Origin of the sequence: Acidovorax sp. 94 (assembly GCF_003634645.1) — a bacterium.
Classification (GTDB): Bacteria; Pseudomonadota; Gammaproteobacteria; order Burkholderiales; family Burkholderiaceae_C; genus Acidovorax; species Acidovorax facilis.
The window spans coordinates 1,639,607-1,654,778 of record NZ_RBJA01000001.1; the positions used below are offsets into that span (position 1 = coordinate 1,639,607).

Genomic DNA, 15,172 nt, shown 5'->3' on the forward strand with positions numbered 1-15,172 from the left:
CGGCCCCGCAACCACCATGACCGACCTACCCACCCACATCCTCATCGTCGAAGACGAAGCCGACATCCGCCGCTTTGTGCGCCTGACGCTGGAGAGCGAAGGCCACACCGTGCACGAGGCCGCCACCCTGCAGCGCGGCCTGATCGAAGCTGGCACGCGCCGCCCCGACCTGGTGGTGCTGGACCTGGGCCTGCCCGATGGCGACGGCGTGGACCTCATCCGCGACCTGCGCACCTGGTCGGCCATGCCCGTCATCGTGCTCTCGGCCCGCAGCACCGAAGCCAGCAAGATCGCGGCCCTGGATGCGGGGGCCGACGACTACCTGGTCAAACCGTTCGGCTCGGGCGAGCTGATGGCCCGCGTGCGCGCCCAGCTACGCCGCAGCCAGCGGGCCTCAAGCGCCGAGGCCACACCCGTTATCCAGTTCGGCCCCGTCACCGTGGACCTGGCCCGCCGAACGGTAGAGCGCCGCACGGGGGAGGATGGCAGCGAGGCCCTGCACCTCACGCCCATCGAGTACAAGCTGCTCACGCACCTGGCGTCACAGCCCGACCGCGTGATCACGCACCAGCAGTTGCTCAAGGCGGTATGGGGGCCAGGCCATGCCGAAGACACGCACTACGTGCGCGTGCACATGGCCAACCTGCGCAAGAAGGTGGAACTCAATGCCTCCATGCCCCAGCATTTGCGGACCGAGGCGGGCATCGGGTACCGTTTCGTGCCTTGAGCATTCATACCCATTTGCTTTCAAAAATATGAAACCGTAGTTGTCCGTTGCGTTGTGCGCCGCCCGCGATGCATGAAACTGGCGCAGCCCAAACCCAGTGCCGCCGCGCTGGGGGCGTACCCCTCACAGATGGCGAAGCAACGTGAGAGAGGGGGAAGGCGCGAAGCGACTCAGGGGGTGTTTCACTTCAGGCGCAGCGCAAGGCCCGCTCCCCCGCCACCCGCAAGCGCTCCTTCAACGAAACGGGTGCCAGCACTTTGAACTCCACATCGAGTGCCATCAGCCAGTACACCAGCGAATCGTTGGCGCCGCATTCCAGCTGGCACCGCTGCCCCTCATCGAGCGCCGACACCACACCTGCCGACTGCGGAATGCGTCTGGCCATCTCTTGATACGGTGCATGCAACACAATGCGCGCCTGTTCGGCATGGGGCGCCACTGCAATCGAACGTGAAACGTATGCCTTCAGATCCCCGCCATCGGGCGACACCCGGGGCGCGAAATGGGCACCCACCGTGGGAGCCCCCACGATGCGGTCGATACGGAAGGTGCGCCAGTCCTCCCGCACCCGGTCCCACGCCACCAGGTACCAGCGGTGGCCGGTATGGGCCAGGCCCTGGGGCTCCACGCTGCGTTCGGCGCTGCGGCCCTTGCTGTCGCCGTAGGTGAACGCCAGGCGCAACTGGTCACGGCAGGCCGACGCCAGCGTGGCCAGCAACGAGGCATCCACCACCGGCCCGACACGGTCCATGGGCAGGATGGTGGAGCGTAGTGCATCCACCTGCTGCCGCAGGCGGGCGGGCATGGCCTGCTCCAGCTTGACCAGGGCCCGAAGTGCGGGCTCTTCAATGCCGCCGACCGCGCCGGCCGTGGCAGTGCGCAGGGCAATCGACACGGCCAGCGCTTCGTCGTCATCCAGCAGCAAGGGCGGCAGCGCCTGACCGGCCCGGAAGGCATAGCCGCCCGCCACGCCGCTGCTGGCATGCACGGGGTAGCCCAGCTGGCGCAGACGGTCGATGTCGCGCCGCAAGGTGCGCGGGTGCACTTCCAGGCGCTCGGCCAGTTCCGGCCCCATCCAGTGGTTGCGCGTCTGCAGCAAGGAGAGCAGACGCAGCAGGCGGGTTGATGAAGTGAGCATGGCGCGACTTTACTTTCTATTGCGGACTGAAATTGTCCGCAATGGCTTTTACAGTGGCACCACCTTTTCTTCCACAACCACCCAAGGAGCTTTCCATGTCCATCGTTCTCTATTGGCATCCCATGTCCAGCGCCACCCCCATCGCCTGCGCCCTGACCGAGCTGGCCGTGCCCCACGAACGCGTGAAGATCGACATCCGCACCGGCGAGCAGCGCCGCCCGGAGTACCTGGCCCTGAACCCCAACGGCAAGGTGCCCACCTTGACCGTGGACGGCGCCCCCATGTTCGAGGCCCTGGCCATCCACCTCTGGCTGGGCCATCGCTTTGGCATTGAGCGCGGGCTGTGGCCCGCTGCGGGCACGCCCGAGGCGCTGCAGGCCCTGTCGTGGTGCACATGGGCGTATGTGACCTATGGTGCGCTCGTGGGACGCCTGCATGTGGCAACCCAAGGCGAAGAGGTTTGGCGCAACGCCGCCCAAGCAGAAGCCCTCCTGCGTCAACTGAGCGAGTTGCTAGCGGTGCTGGACGCGCGGCTGGCTGCGCAGACCTGGATGCTGGGTGCCGACTATTCGCTGGTGGATTTAGTAGTGGGCTCGGTGCTGGGCTACAGCCTGTACCTGGGCGCCCCCGTCAACGCGCACCCGCATGTGCAGGCCTGGCTGGCGCGGGTGCAGGCACGCCCGGCGATGCAGATCGACGCTTGAAGACGGCGCGCAGAACGATGGGCGCTACAGCAGCACGATGTCGTACTGCTCCTGCCCCATCGCGCTCTCGGATTGCAGCGAGATCGGCTTCTTGATGAAGTCCGAGAGACCAGCCAGGTGCTGGCTTTCCTCGTCCAGGAACAGCTCCACCACGCGGGGCGACGCCACCACGCGGAATTCGCGCGGGTTGAACTGGCGGGCTTCGCGCAGGATCTCGCGCAGGATGTCGTAGCACACGCTGCGCGCGGTCTTCACGCTGCCCTTGCCCTGGCAGGCCTCGCAGGGCTCGCACAGCATATGGGCGAGGGATTCGCGCGTGCGCTTGCGCGTCATCTCCACCAAACCCAGCTGCGAGAAGCCACCCGCCATGGTCTTCACGCGGTCGCGGGCGAGTTGCTTTTTGAACTCCGCCAGCACGGCCTGCTGGTGGTCGTCGCGCACCATGTCGATGAAGTCCACGATGATGATGCCGCCCAGGTTGCGCAGGCGCAGCTGGCGGGCAATGGCCTGGGCGGCCTCCAGGTTGGTCTTGAAGATGGTGTCGTCGAAGTTGCGTGCCCCCACGTAGCCACCGGTGTTCACATCGATGGTGGTGAGCGCCTCGGTCTGGTCCACGATGAGATAGCCGCCAGACTTCAAATCGACGCGGCGCCCCAGGGCTTTGGCCACCTCTTCGTCGATGGAGTACAGGTCAAAAATCGGGCGTTCGCCCTTGTAGTGCTGTAGCTTGCCGGCAGCCGCTGGCATGAACTCCTGCCCAAACGCCCGCAGGCGCTGGAACTGCTCCATCGAGTCGAGCCGGATGGTCTGCGTATGGTCACCCACCAGATCGCGCAGCACGCGCTGCAGCAGGTCCAAATCCTGATGGAGCAGCGACATGGCAGGCAGCTTGAGCGATGCCTCCTTGATGCGCGCCCAGGTCTTGCGCAGGTAGGCGATGTCTTCGGCCAGTTCGGCATCGGTGGAATCTTCGCCGTTGGTGCGCAGGATGAAGCCGCCGCCACCGCCCGTGGATTTATCGCCCACCAGCGCCTGCAGCCGCGCGCGCAGCGCATCGCGCTCGGCAGGCGGAATCTTCTGCGACACGCCCACATGGTCGTCCTGCGGCAGAAACACCAGCAGGCGCCCGGCCACGCTGATCTGCGTGGACAGTCGTGCGCCTTTGGTGCCAATCGGGTCCTTGATGACCTGCACCATCAGCGCCTGCCCCTCGAACACCTGCTTTTCAATCGGCACCTGCGGCTCGTTCTTGCGGGCGAATGCTGGCGGCTCGCCATCGGGCTGGCGCTGCCACACATCGGCCACATGCAAGAAGGCCGCACGCTCCAGGCCGATGTCGATAAAGGCGGACTGCATGCCCGGCAGCACGCGCGAGACCTTGCCCAGATAGACATTGCCCACCAGGCCACGTTCCAGCGTGCGCTCGATGTGCAACTCCTGCACGGCGCCGTGCTCCACCACGGCCACGCGGGTTTCCTGGGGCGACCAGTTGATCAGGATGTCTTGTTGCATGGCGTTGTTGTTGTCTGTTGTTGCTGTCGCCTAGATGGCGAAACCTGCCGCGCGCAGCAGCTGTGCCGTCTCGTACATCGGCAGCCCCATGATGCCCGAATAGCTGCCCGCCAGGTGCTCCACATACGCCGCCGCCCGGCCCTGGATGCCATACGCCCCCGCCTTGCCCAGTGGCTCGCCAGTGGCGACGTAGGCGTCGATCTGCGCGGGCGTCATCGCGGCAAAAGTGACGCGCGACACCGACAGCGCGCTCAGGCGCTTGGGGCCCACCTGCAGCGCCACGGCGGTGAGCACGCGGTGCTCGTGGCCCGCCAGCTCGGCCAGCATGCGCGCGGCATGGAGCGCGTCGTCGGGCTTGCCGTAGATGGTGCGGCCGAGGGCCACGGTGGTGTCAGAGCACAGGATGGGCGCATCGGGCAAACCACGGCGGGCGCGCCGGGCCACGGCAGCGTCGAGCTTGAGGCCCGTCACGCGCTCCACATAGGCCGTAGGCGCTTCGCCGGGCAGCACCACCTCGATGGCTTCGGCGTCCTCGGACTCGTCACCCTCCACATTGGGCAGCAGCAGTTCGTGGCGTACGCCCAGTTGTTCGAGCAGCTGGCGCCGACGGGGGCTTTGGGAGGCAAGGTAGATGAAGTCAGGCATGAACAGATTTTGATTAAAAATCGGCTCTAGCGCTTACCCATCAAGCGCTAGCAGCTATAAAAAATATAGTATTCCACCCACACCCCGATCCAGGCCTCATTCTCGGTGGTAGGGGTGCCCGGCATTCACCGACCAGGCGCGGTACAGCTGCTCGATGAGCAGCACCCGCACCATGGCATGGGGCAAGGTCAGGTCCGACAGGCGAATGCGTTCATGCGCACCCTGGCGAAACGCCGGGTCGAGCCCGTCGGGGCCGCCGATGACCAAGGCAACGTCGTCGCTGCCCAGCTGCCAGCCCTTCAGGCGCTCGGCCAGGGCCTTGGTGGTGAGGTTGGTGCCGCGCTCGTCCAGCGCCACCACGCGGGTGCCCCTGGGGATTGCCGCTTCGATGCGCTCGCGCTCAGCGGCGTAGAGAGTCTCCAGCGTTTTGGAGCCGCGTGGTTCGGTCTTGACGGCTTTGAGTTCGACCTTGAGCTCCGGCGGAAACCGCTTGGCGTAGTCGTCGTACGCCGTCTGCGCCCAGTCGGGCACGCGCTGGCCCACGGCCACGATCAGCAGCTTCATGGCAACTCAGGCTCGGTGCGCGGGTAAGGGCGGTCGTCGATGGGCCGAGGCTGCAATCACTTGCGGCCTGGCGCCCTCTTGGCAGCGGGCTTGGCGGCGGCTCCGCCGCGTGCGGGTGCGGGCTTGGCACCGGTCTTGGCGGCGGCAGCGGTCTTGCTGCGGGGGGCCGATGGCTTGACGACCACGGTCTTGACCGGTGCCTTGGTGGCTGCGGGCTTCTTGGCGGCGGTGGTTGGCTTTGCGGGCGCCTTGGCCGGTGCGGCCTTGGCAGTGCTGCCGCTTTTTGCGGGCGCCTTGGCTGGGGCCTTGGCGATGGCTTTGGCAGGTGCTTTTGCTGTTGTCTTGGCTGCGGGTTTGGCAGCAGATTTGGCAGGAGCGGCAGCGGACTTGGCGGCTGTTTTGGCAACGGCCTTGACCGTGGCTTTGCCCGACCGGGCGGGTACCGCAGGTGCAGCGGCCTTCTTGGCGGGCGCCTTGCCAGCGGCCTTGGCGTCGGACTTGGCAGCCTTCTGGGCCGACTTCTTCTCGGCCAATTCGGTGGCGGCGCTGGAAACAGGCTTGGCGGCGCCCAGCTTCAGGCGCACAGGCGTGTCGCCCCACAGTTCTTCCAGGCGGTAGTACTGGCGGATGGCGGGCTGCATGATGTGCGCCACGGCGGCGCCGCAGTCCACGATGATCCATTCGCCGTTGTCTTCACCTTCGATGCGCGGCTTGGTAAAGCCTGCTTCCTTGACCGCGTCGCGCACGCTGGCGGCCAGGGCCTTGGTCTGGCGGTTGGAGGTGCCCGATGCCACGATCACCCGTTCAAACAGCGGCGAGAGATGCTCGGTGTTGAAGACCTGGATGTCTTGCGCCTTGACGTCCTCCAGTCCATCAACGATGGCGCGCTGGAGTTTGGTGACGTCTTTTTTGGCGGCGGTTTCCGATTTGGTGGAGGTGGTCATCAGGCGGTGATTAGAGAGGAAATGGAATCAATATAGCGTGCAACGCAGCGCGCAACCAGTGGGGCTGCGCCTTGGGTGTTGCGCAGCTGTTGCGCGTTGGCGCTGCGTCAGTTTGAGGTGTTTTTGGCCTCTTGCGCTGGTGTGAAAAGCGCGGGCAGCTATTGAAATTATAGCTTTTGCGCTTTTCAAGGCTTTCAAACCGCTCCAGCAGACTCGCCAGCCAGCCAGTCGCGCCGCACCAGAAAGCGCTGCGTGAGGTCGGCTTCGGCGGAATCGGCCGCATCAGAACGCTGGTAAGACCACGACACCAGCGGCGGCATGGACAGCAAAATGGACTCTGTGCGCCCACCCGACTGCAGACCAAAGTGCGTGCCCCGGTCCCACACCAGGTTGAACTCTACGTAGCGGCCCCGGCGGTAGAGCTGAAAGTCGCGTTCGCGCTCAGCAAACGGCAGGTTCTGGCGCTTTTCGACAATGGGCAGATAGGCCTTGAGGAAGGCATCGCCCACCGACTGCGTCATGGCCAGGCTCTGTTCAAAGCCCAGCTCCGAGAAGTCGTCATAGAACACGCCACCCACGCCACGCTGCTCGCTGCGGTGTTTCAGGTAGAAGTACTCATCGCACCATTGCTTGAAGCGGGGGTACTTGTCGTCACCAAAGGGTGCCAAGGCATCACGGCAGGTGCGGTGAAAGTGCACCGCATCTTCCTCAAAGCCGTAGTACGGCGTGAGGTCCATGCCACCGCCAAACCAGCAGGTCGGCGTTTGCCCAGGGTGGCCAGCCGCGATCATGCGCACGTTCATGTGCACCGTCGGCACGTAGGGATTGCGCGGGTGGAACACCAGCGACACGCCCATGGCCTCGAACGGTGCGCCCGCCAGCTCGGGCCGGTGCTGCGTGGCCGAGGGTGGCAGCTGGGGGCCGCGCACATGGCTGAAGCCGCAGCCTGCGCGCTCGAACACCCGGCCACCTTCCATGATCTTGGTGATACCGTCGCCCTGCAGCGGCTCGCCGGGGGGTTTGCTCCAGGCGTCGACCAGAAAACGTGCACCGCCCTCGCCTTCCACGGCTTCGAGCGCGTCGGTGATGCGCGCCTGCAGACCCACCAGATAGCCGCGCACCCTCGCCACTGTGTCGGCGGGGTTCAAGGTCTGAACGTCTGCCATCAGCTCTTGAGTGCTCTGAAGCCGATATCGCGGCGGTACTGCGCGCCATCAAACTGGATGCCACGCGCCACGTCATAGGCACGCTGCTGCGCCTGCTTGACGCTGTCGGCCAGCACCGTCACGCACAACACGCGGCCACCGGTCACGCTGACCACACCGTCTTTCAGCTGCGTGCCCGCATGGAACACCACGGCATCGTCCGCCTCGGCTGGCAGGCCGGTGATGGGGTCACCCTTGCGCGGGTTCTCCGGGTAGCCATGGGCGGCCATGACCACGCCCAGTGCGGTGCGGCGGTCCCATTGCAGTTCCATCTGGTCGAGCTTGCCGTCAGCGGCAGCAGCCATCACGTCGCTGAAGTCGCTTTTCAGGCGCATGAGGATGGGTTGCGTCTCGGGGTCGCCCATGCGGCAGTTGAATTCGAGCGTCTTGGGCTGGCCCTTGGCGTCGATCATCAGGCCGGCATACAGAAAACCGGTGTAGGGAATGCCGTCCTTTTCCATGCCCCGAATCGTAGGCAGGATGATCTCGCGCATGGCGCGGGCATGTACATCGGCCGTGACCACGGGAGCGGGCGAATACGCACCCATGCCGCCGGTGTTGGGGCCTTCGTCGCCGTCTTTGAGGCGCTTGTGGTCCTGGCTGGTGGCCAGGGCCAGCACGTTCTTGCCGTCGCACAGCACGATGAAACTGGCTTCTTCGCCTTCGAGGAATTCCTCGATCACCACGCGCGCGCCACCTTCGTTGTGGGTCACGCCGTACTTGTTGTCCACCAGCATGAAGTCCACCGCATCGTGGGCCTCCTGCAGCGTCATGGCCACGACCACGCCCTTGCCCGCCGCCAAGCCGTCGGCCTTGATGACGATGGGGGCGCCCAGGCGGTCCACAAACGCGTGGGCCGCAGCGGGGTCGGTGAAGGTGTCGTAGTCGGCCGTGGGGATGCCATGGCGGCGCATGAAGGCCTTGGAAAAGGCCTTGGAGCTTTCGAGCTGGGCAGCAGCCTTGGTGGGGCCGAAGATGCGCAGGCCATTGGCACGGAACTCATCGACCACACCCGCCGCCAGTGGCGCCTCGGGGCCCACCACCGTCAGTGCGATCTTTTCGGCCTGCGCCCACACACGCAGTTCGCGCACGTCGGTGATGGCCACGTTTTCGAGCTTTGGGTTCAAGGCCGTGCCACCATTGCCGGGCGCCACAAACACCTTGGTCACCTTGGGGGACTGGCTCAATTTCCACGCCATCGCGTGTTCACGGCCGCCGCCACCAATCACAAGTACTTTCATAGGAACCTTTGGTGAACCCTGCTCGCAGCGCTGGGCTGCTTGGCGGGGTTCGGGGAAATATCAGTCGGAAAACAAGTCAGCGCAAGAAAAAAGCGGCGGTCCACAGGCGCAATGTCACAGGGCAGCGTTGTGGTAGACCTCCTGGGTATCGTCCAGGTCCTCCAGCACATCCAGCAGCCGCTGCATGCGCGCCGCGTCGTCGCCCGTCAGTTCGATGGTGTTTTCAGGCCGCATGGTCACGCCCGCCACTTCGGGCGTCAGGCCTGCCGCTTCCAGGGCATTCTTCACGGCTTCAAAGTCGGCGGGGGCGGTCAGCACCTCTACTGCGCCGTCGTCGTCGGTCACCACGTCTTCGGCCCCCGCCTCCAGCGCCACTTCCATCACCTTGTCTTCGCTGGTGCCGGGGGCAAAAATCAGTTGGCCGCAGTGCTTGAACTGAAAAACCACCGAGCCCTCGGTGCCCATGTTGCCACCGTGTTTGCTGAACGCGTGTCGTACTTCGGCCACGGTGCGCACCCGGTTGTCGGTCATCGTGTCGATCATGATCGCTGCGCCACCAATGCCATAGCCCTCGTAGCGGATTTCCTCGTAGGTCAATCCCTCGGCGTTGCCCGTGGCCTTGTCGATGTTGTACTTGATGCGGTCGGCGGGCATGTTGGCCGCCTTGGCCTTGTCCACCGCCAGGCGCAGGCGGGGGTTGGCAGACAGGTCGCCGCCGCCCGAGCGGGCAGCCACAGTGATTTCACGAATGATGCGGGTCCAGATCTTGCCGCGTTTTTCATCCTGCCGCCCTTTGCGGTGCTGGATATTCGCCCATTTGCTGTGTCCTGCCACGAGAAGTCCTTTTGTATTGATTTAATCTACTGACCGCGATTTTACTTTTTACGACTTGCGCAAATCGGGATCAGGCAAGAAGCCTGCCCTGTGGATACGCAGTTTGTGCATCCTTGTTTGCGCAAGTCCTACTTTTGCCTCCACCCGGAACCTCCGCCATGGCCGAACCCCTCCTGATTGCCAAGCACGACACCATCGAATGCCACCTGCTGCCCGGCCTGGCCAACCGCCACGGGCTCATCACCGGCGCCACTGGCACCGGCAAGACCGTGACCCTGCAGACCCTGGCCGAAAACTTCTCGCGCATTGGCGTGCCAGTGTTCATGGCCGACGTGAAGGGCGACCTGACCGGCGCCAGCCAACCCGGCAAGATTGGCGACAAGCTGGCGGCAGTGCTCAAGGAGCGGGGCCTTCCCCTGCCCGCCCCCCTGGCCTGTCCCACCACGCTGTGGGACGTATTTGGCGAACAGGGCCACCCTGTGCGCGCCACGGTGTCGGACATGGGCCCGCTGCTGCTGGGCCGCATGCTCAACCTGAACGAAACACAGCTAGGCGTGCTCAACCTGGTGTTCAAGATCGCCGACGACAACGGCATGCTGCTGCTGGACCTGAAAGACCTGCGCGCCATGCTGCAGTACGTGGGCGACAACGCCAAAGAGTTCACCACCGAATACGGCAACGTCAGCGCCGCCAGCGTGGGCGCCATCCAGCGCGGGCTGCTGCAGATCGAGCAGCAGGGCGGCACGCAGTTCTTTGGCGAGCCCATGCTCAACATCCAGGACTTCATGCAGACAGTGGACGGCCATGGCGTGGTGAACATCCTGGCGGCCGACAAGCTCATGAACTCGCCGCGTCTGTACGCCACCTTCCTCTTGTGGATGCTATCCGAGCTGTTCGAGCAGCTGCCCGAAATTGGCGACCCCGAGCAACCCAAGCTGGTGTTCTTCTTCGACGAGGCCCACCTCTTGTTCAACGAGGCGCCCAAGGTGCTCATCGAGCGCATCGAGCTGGTGGTGCGCCTGGTGCGCTCCAAGGGCGTAGGCGTGTACTTCGTCACGCAGAACCCTCTGGACATTCCCGACAGCGTGCTGGCCCAGCTGGGCAACCGCGTGCAGCACGCGCTGCGCGCCTTCACCCCGCGCGATCAGAAGGCCGTCAAAGCCACGGCCACCACCATGCGGCAGAAGCCGGGCCTCGATATCGAGACCGCCATCACCGAACTGGCCGTTGGCGAGGCGCTGGTGAGCTTCCTGGATGCCAAGGGCCGCCCGAGCGTCACCGAGCGGGTGTTCGTGCTGCCGCCCGGCAGCCAGCTCGGCCCCATCACAGCGCAGCAGCGCCAGGTGCTGGTGGCCAACTCACTGGTGGCGGGCGTGTACGAAAAAGTGGTGGACCGCGAGTCGGCCTACGAAAAACTCAAGGGCCGCGCCGCCGAAGCCAGTGCGCAGACACCTGCCAATGGCAAAGGTGCACCCGCCAACACGGAAGACAGCGGCGGCGGCCTGATGGGCGGGCTCAACGACGTGCTGTTTGGCAGCACCGGCCCGCGCGGCGGTAAACGCGACGGCTTGGCCCAGACCATGGCCAAGTCGGCGGTGCGCACCATGGGCACCACCATCGGCAAGGAAATCCTGCGCGGGGTGCTGGGCAGCATCTTCGGAGGCAGCAAGCGCCGTTGAACACAGGGGGGAACAGATTCCGCCCCCCTGCTCAGCGCCTCCAAGTACGGCCCCATCACGGCAGCTTCGGCATGCGATGGTGCTGGGGGTAGCCCCCGCGTGACCATCTGGCGACACCACCCAAAATGTCATCAATCAGTCACCAAACAGCCGTGAAATCGCCACACAACAACAAAAAGGGAGGGACGATGAAGCGCATCGAAAACGCTCTGCTGTGGTGGGGAAGCAAGGTCGTGCTGCTGGCAATTGCCGTGTGGGTGGCCGCCATCGTCGGGATCTTCGCGGGCGCCTGGCGCCTGCGGTGGCCCTGGATTCTGTATTTTTTGGCCACAGTCATCATCACCGCCCTGGTGATCCAGTGGACCAACGCGGTACGGCAGCGCTATATCCGCGAGGCCCCCCTGCCCCGCTTTCTGCAGCGCAAGCTGCGCGAAACCTACCCCCACCTGAGCACCCGGGATTGCGAGCTGGTCGAACGCGGCCTGCGCCAGTTCTTCATGGCCTGCCTGCGCGGCAACAAACAGTTTGTGGCCATGCCCTCCAAGGCGGTCGATGCGCTGTGGCATGAGTTCATCCTGCACACCCAGGCCTACAAAGCCTGGTGCCACAACGCCCTGGGTTTCTTTTTGCACCACACCCCCGCCGAGGCGCTGGGTAAAAAGGCGCGCCACAACGATGGCCTGCGCCGCTGCTGGTACTGGGTATGCAAGGAGGAGTCCATCGACCCCAAGGCCCCCAGCCGCCTGCCCCTGCTGTTTGCGCTGGATGCCAAGTTCGCCATTGCAGGCGGCTTCACCTACGTGCCCGACTGCTCCGACATCGCCCGCAAGAGCGACGCGGGTGGCAGCGGGGGAGACAGCTACTGCGGCACCAGCTTCTCGGACGGCAGCTACAGCGGCAGCTCGGGCGACTTTGGCGGCGCCGAAAGCTCGGATGGAGGTGGAAGCGATGGCGGAGGGGATGGCGGCGGCTGTGGTGGCGGGGGCGGCGATTGACAGACTGTGCCTGTAGACGTCCGCCGCCCGTTCTGCCGCACGCGCGCAAAATCACTCATGTTTTCATAGCTGCCAGCGCTTACCAGATAAGCGCTGGCAGCCAAAATAGCTCAAAGTCACCCAGGCGACGACCCGACCTGCATTCACCGGTCTACAGTGGCACCCCATGAACACCCTCACCTGCTTTTCCCTCAGCATCACCGACCACGTGGCCCATCTGGTGCTGAACCGCCCCGAGGCCATGAACACCATGCACCCCACCTTCTGGCGTGAGCTGGACGAGGTGCTGGCCCAGCTCAACAAGGCGGGCGAAGCGCGGGCGCTGGTCATCAGCAGCACCGGCAAACATTTCAGCGCAGGCATGGCACTGGAAACCTTTGGCGGCGCCATCACCATGGACGACCAGAGCCCCGAGGGCCGCGCCGCCATCTTTGACCTGCTGACCGACATGCAGGCCACCTTCACCCGCATCGAAAGCCTGCGCATCCCCGTCATCATGGCCATCCACGGCGGCTGCATCGGGGGCGCGGTGGACATGGTGACGGCCGCCTGCATCCGCTACGCCACGGCAGACACGTTCTTCTGCATCCAGGAGATCAACATCGGCATGGTGGCCGACGTGGGCACGCTGCAGCGCCTGCCCAAGCTGATCCCGCTGGGCGTGGTGAAAGAGCTGGCCTACACCGGCCGCCGCTTGAGCGCAGCCAAGGCCCTGGGCTACGGCCTCGTCAACGAAGTGTTCGAGACCCAAGAAGCGATGCTTGCCGCCGCGCTGCAGTGCGCGCAAGAGATCGCCAGCAAGCCGCCCGTGGCCATCTGGGGCACCAAACAGGCCGTGAACTACGCCCGCGACCATTCGGTGGAAGACAGCCTGCGCCAGATGGGCTGGCTGCAAGGCGCCATCTGGAGCAACCAGCATGTGCGCGAGTCGGTCACGGCGATGAAGCAAAAGCGCGCGGGCGACTTCCCGGCACTGACGCCGCTGCAACGGTTCAGCGAGCTGGGCTGACCCACCATCAACCATCAAAATCTATAGCTGCTCGCGCTTGCCACACAAGCGCGTAAGGCCATTTTGGATTGAAACCACGCGGCAACCCGCTATCATCCGAGGGCTGAAGGGGCAAGCGTTTGCCCCGCCACCAGGGATGCCGCCATGACCTTGCCCAGCCTCACCCCGCCCACCTACGACGACGTGGCCGCCGCCGCGCACCGGCTCAAGGGCATGGCGCACCACACGCCGGTGCTGCGCTCCACTACCGCCGACGACCTGCTGGGTGCGCAACTGTTCTTCAAATGCGAGAACCTGCAGCGCACCGGCGCCTTCAAGTTCCGGGGCGCCTTCAACACCCTGGCCCAGTTCACCGATGAGCAGCGCGAGCGCGGCGTGCTGGCCTTTTCGGCCGGCAACCACGCGCAGGCCATCGCGCTGTCGGCCCGCATGCTGGACATGCCCGCCGTCATCGTCATGCCCGCAGACGCGCCCGCCTCCAAGATGGCGGCCACACGGGCCTACGGCGCCCAGGTCGTCACCTACGACCGCTACACCGAAGACCGCGAAGCCATCAGCCGCCACCTGGCGCTGGAGCGCGGCATGACGCTGGTGCCGCCGTTTGACCACCCGCACGTCATTGCGGGCCAGGGCACCGCCGCCAAAGAACTGTTTGAAGAAGTGCCCGACCTGGACTACCTGTTTGTCTGCGTGGGCGGTGGCGGCTTGCTGGCAGGCAGCCTGCTGGCCGCGCAGGCCCTGGCACCCCAGTGCCGCGTGGTGGGTGTCGAGCCCGAAACGGGCAACGACGCCCAGCAGTCATTGCGCGCCGGGCACATCGTGCGCATCCCCACGCCCCACACCATCGCCGACGGCGCGCAAACCCAGGCGCTGGGCGAGCTCACCTTCCCCATCATCCGCGACCATGCCGAAGACATCATCAGCGTGAGCGACGAACAGCTCATGCAATCCCTGCGCTTCTTTGCCGAGCGCATGAAGATCGTGGTGGAGCCCACCGGCGCCCTGGCCTATGCGGGTGCGCAGGCCTTCTCGGGCGCTGACAACGGAGGCAAGCTGCTGCACGGTGAGCGCGTGGGCGTTCTCATCAGCGGCGGCAACGTCGACCTGGCGCGCTATGCGCGGTTTCTGGCGGACTAGCCCGCGCCCCCCTGAGTCGCCTGCGGCGCCTTCCCCTCAAGGGGACGCCGCCAGTGGCCTGGCGAAGCCAGTTCCACGGCGTCCACTGGCCTGGGCCGCGCCAGTTTTTACGGGCGCTGGCGCAAGTACCGTCAAAATACCGCCACCCCTTTCATTTCTACCTGTAGACCATAGGCCTCGCCATGAGCACTGCCAGCACCAACAACAACGTCACCGTCATCACCCACCCCCTCGTCCAGCACAAGCTCACGCTCATGCGCCGAAAGGACGCCAGCACCAACAGCTTTCGTCGCTTGCTGGGGGAGCTAAGCACGCTGATGGCGTATGAAGTCACGCGCGACATGCCGCTGCAGGACATCGAGATTGAAACCCCGCTGGAGACCATGACCGGCAAGGTCATCGACGGCAAGAAGCTGGTGCTGGTCTCCATCCTGCGCGCGGGCAACGGGTTCCTGGATGGCATGCTCAACGTGGTGCCCGGCGCCCGCGTGGGCCACATCGGCCTGTATCGCGACCCGGCCACGCTGCAGCCCGTGGAGTACTACTTCAAGATGCCGTCCGAAATGGACGAGCGCGACATCATCGTGGTGGACCCTATGCTGGCCACCGGCAACTCGGCCTCCGCCTGCGTAGACCGCCTGAAAAAGCTCAACCCCCGCTCCATCAAGTTCGTCTGCCTGCTGGCCGCCCCCGAAGGCATCGCGACCATGCAAAAGGCACACCCCGACGTACCGATTTTCACCGCAGCGATTGACCGCGAACTGAGCGACCACGGCTACATCCTGCCGGGCCTGGGCGATGCGGGCGACCGGATTTTTGGCACCAAATAGGCTGCGCA

The 15,172-nt window shown here is 65.1% G+C and carries 15 protein-coding genes; 7 read left to right on the forward strand and 8 right to left on the reverse strand.

Annotation, left to right across the window (positions count from 1 at the left end):
- Positions 1-16 precede the first annotated feature (16 nt).
- Positions 17-727 (forward strand): response regulator, encoded by a 711-nt coding sequence (locus C8C94_RS07625; RefSeq protein WP_121420305.1) that lies wholly within the window; start codon positions 17-19, stop codon positions 725-727.
- Between the two features lie 187 nt (positions 728-914).
- Here the strand turns inward: C8C94_RS07625 and C8C94_RS07630 are convergent, their stop codons facing one another.
- Positions 915-1,865 (reverse strand): YafY family protein, encoded by a 951-nt coding sequence (locus tag C8C94_RS07630; RefSeq protein ID WP_121420306.1) that lies wholly within the window; start codon positions 1,863-1,865, stop codon positions 915-917.
- Positions 1,866-1,960: 95 nt separating this feature from the next.
- On the opposite strand from C8C94_RS07630, the gene C8C94_RS07635 reads away from it, so the two are divergent.
- The gene (locus C8C94_RS07635) at positions 1,961-2,569 is read left to right on the forward strand and encodes a glutathione S-transferase family protein (protein WP_121420307.1); all 609 of its coding nucleotides are present in this window, start codon (positions 1,961-1,963) and stop codon (positions 2,567-2,569) included.
- Positions 2,570-2,593: 24 nt separating this feature from the next.
- Here the strand turns inward: C8C94_RS07635 and rng are convergent, their stop codons facing one another.
- The 7 genes from rng to C8C94_RS07670 form a co-directional block, all read right to left on the reverse strand.
- Entirely contained in the window at positions 2,594-4,081 is a 1,488-nt protein-coding gene (gene rng / locus C8C94_RS07640) for a ribonuclease G (protein WP_121420308.1), read from the reverse strand.
- Between the two features lie 30 nt (positions 4,082-4,111).
- Complete coding sequence (locus C8C94_RS07645) at positions 4,112-4,726, reverse strand: nucleoside triphosphate pyrophosphatase (RefSeq protein ID WP_121420309.1); 615 nt, start codon at positions 4,724-4,726, stop codon at positions 4,112-4,114.
- A gap of 96 nt (positions 4,727-4,822) precedes the next feature.
- Positions 4,823-5,290: a 23S rRNA (pseudouridine(1915)-N(3))-methyltransferase RlmH gene (gene rlmH / locus C8C94_RS07650; RefSeq protein ID WP_121420310.1), complete on the reverse strand. Its 468-nt coding sequence runs from the start codon at positions 5,288-5,290 to the stop codon at positions 4,823-4,825.
- Between the two features lie 56 nt (positions 5,291-5,346).
- Positions 5,347-6,234, reverse strand: coding sequence for a ribosome silencing factor (gene rsfS, locus C8C94_RS07655; protein WP_121420311.1), 888 nt, complete (start codon positions 6,232-6,234; stop codon positions 5,347-5,349).
- A 194-nt stretch (positions 6,235-6,428) separates the two neighbouring features.
- Entirely contained in the window at positions 6,429-7,400 is a 972-nt protein-coding gene (gene hemF, locus C8C94_RS07660; RefSeq protein WP_121420312.1) for an oxygen-dependent coproporphyrinogen oxidase, read from the reverse strand.
- Positions 7,400-8,680, reverse strand: coding sequence for a phosphoribosylamine--glycine ligase (purD, locus tag C8C94_RS07665; RefSeq protein ID WP_121420313.1), 1,281 nt, complete (start codon positions 8,678-8,680; stop codon positions 7,400-7,402). Before purD ends, hemF begins: the two co-directional genes overlap by 1 nt.
- A gap of 114 nt (positions 8,681-8,794) precedes the next feature.
- Positions 8,795-9,514 carry a YebC/PmpR family DNA-binding transcriptional regulator gene (locus C8C94_RS07670; RefSeq protein WP_010458745.1) on the reverse strand — a complete coding sequence of 240 codons (720 nt, stop codon included), beginning with the start codon at positions 9,512-9,514 and terminating at the stop codon, positions 8,795-8,797.
- Between the two features lie 158 nt (positions 9,515-9,672).
- Here C8C94_RS07670 and C8C94_RS07675 point away from each other — a divergent pair, with 158 nt between their 5' ends.
- The 5 genes from C8C94_RS07675 (at position 9,673) to upp (ending at position 15,164) form a co-directional block, all read left to right on the forward strand.
- Entirely contained in the window at positions 9,673-11,193 is a 1,521-nt protein-coding gene (locus C8C94_RS07675; protein ID WP_121420314.1) for a helicase HerA-like C-terminal domain-containing protein, read from the forward strand.
- Between the two features lie 188 nt (positions 11,194-11,381).
- Positions 11,382-12,188, forward strand: a complete 807-nt coding sequence (locus tag C8C94_RS07680) for a hypothetical protein (RefSeq protein WP_121420315.1) — start codon at positions 11,382-11,384, stop codon at positions 12,186-12,188.
- 166 nt (positions 12,189-12,354) lie between these two features.
- Positions 12,355-13,197, forward strand: a complete 843-nt coding sequence (locus C8C94_RS07685) for an enoyl-CoA hydratase-related protein (protein ID WP_055401170.1) — start codon at positions 12,355-12,357, stop codon at positions 13,195-13,197.
- A gap of 144 nt (positions 13,198-13,341) precedes the next feature.
- Positions 13,342-14,334 carry a threo-3-hydroxy-L-aspartate ammonia-lyase gene (locus tag C8C94_RS07690; RefSeq protein WP_055401172.1) on the forward strand — a complete coding sequence of 331 codons (993 nt, stop codon included), beginning with the start codon at positions 13,342-13,344 and terminating at the stop codon, positions 14,332-14,334.
- Positions 14,335-14,516: 182 nt separating this feature from the next.
- Positions 14,517-15,164 (forward strand): uracil phosphoribosyltransferase, encoded by a 648-nt coding sequence (gene upp / locus C8C94_RS07695; RefSeq protein WP_121420316.1) that lies wholly within the window; start codon positions 14,517-14,519, stop codon positions 15,162-15,164.
- Positions 15,165-15,172: the final 8 nt, after the last annotated feature.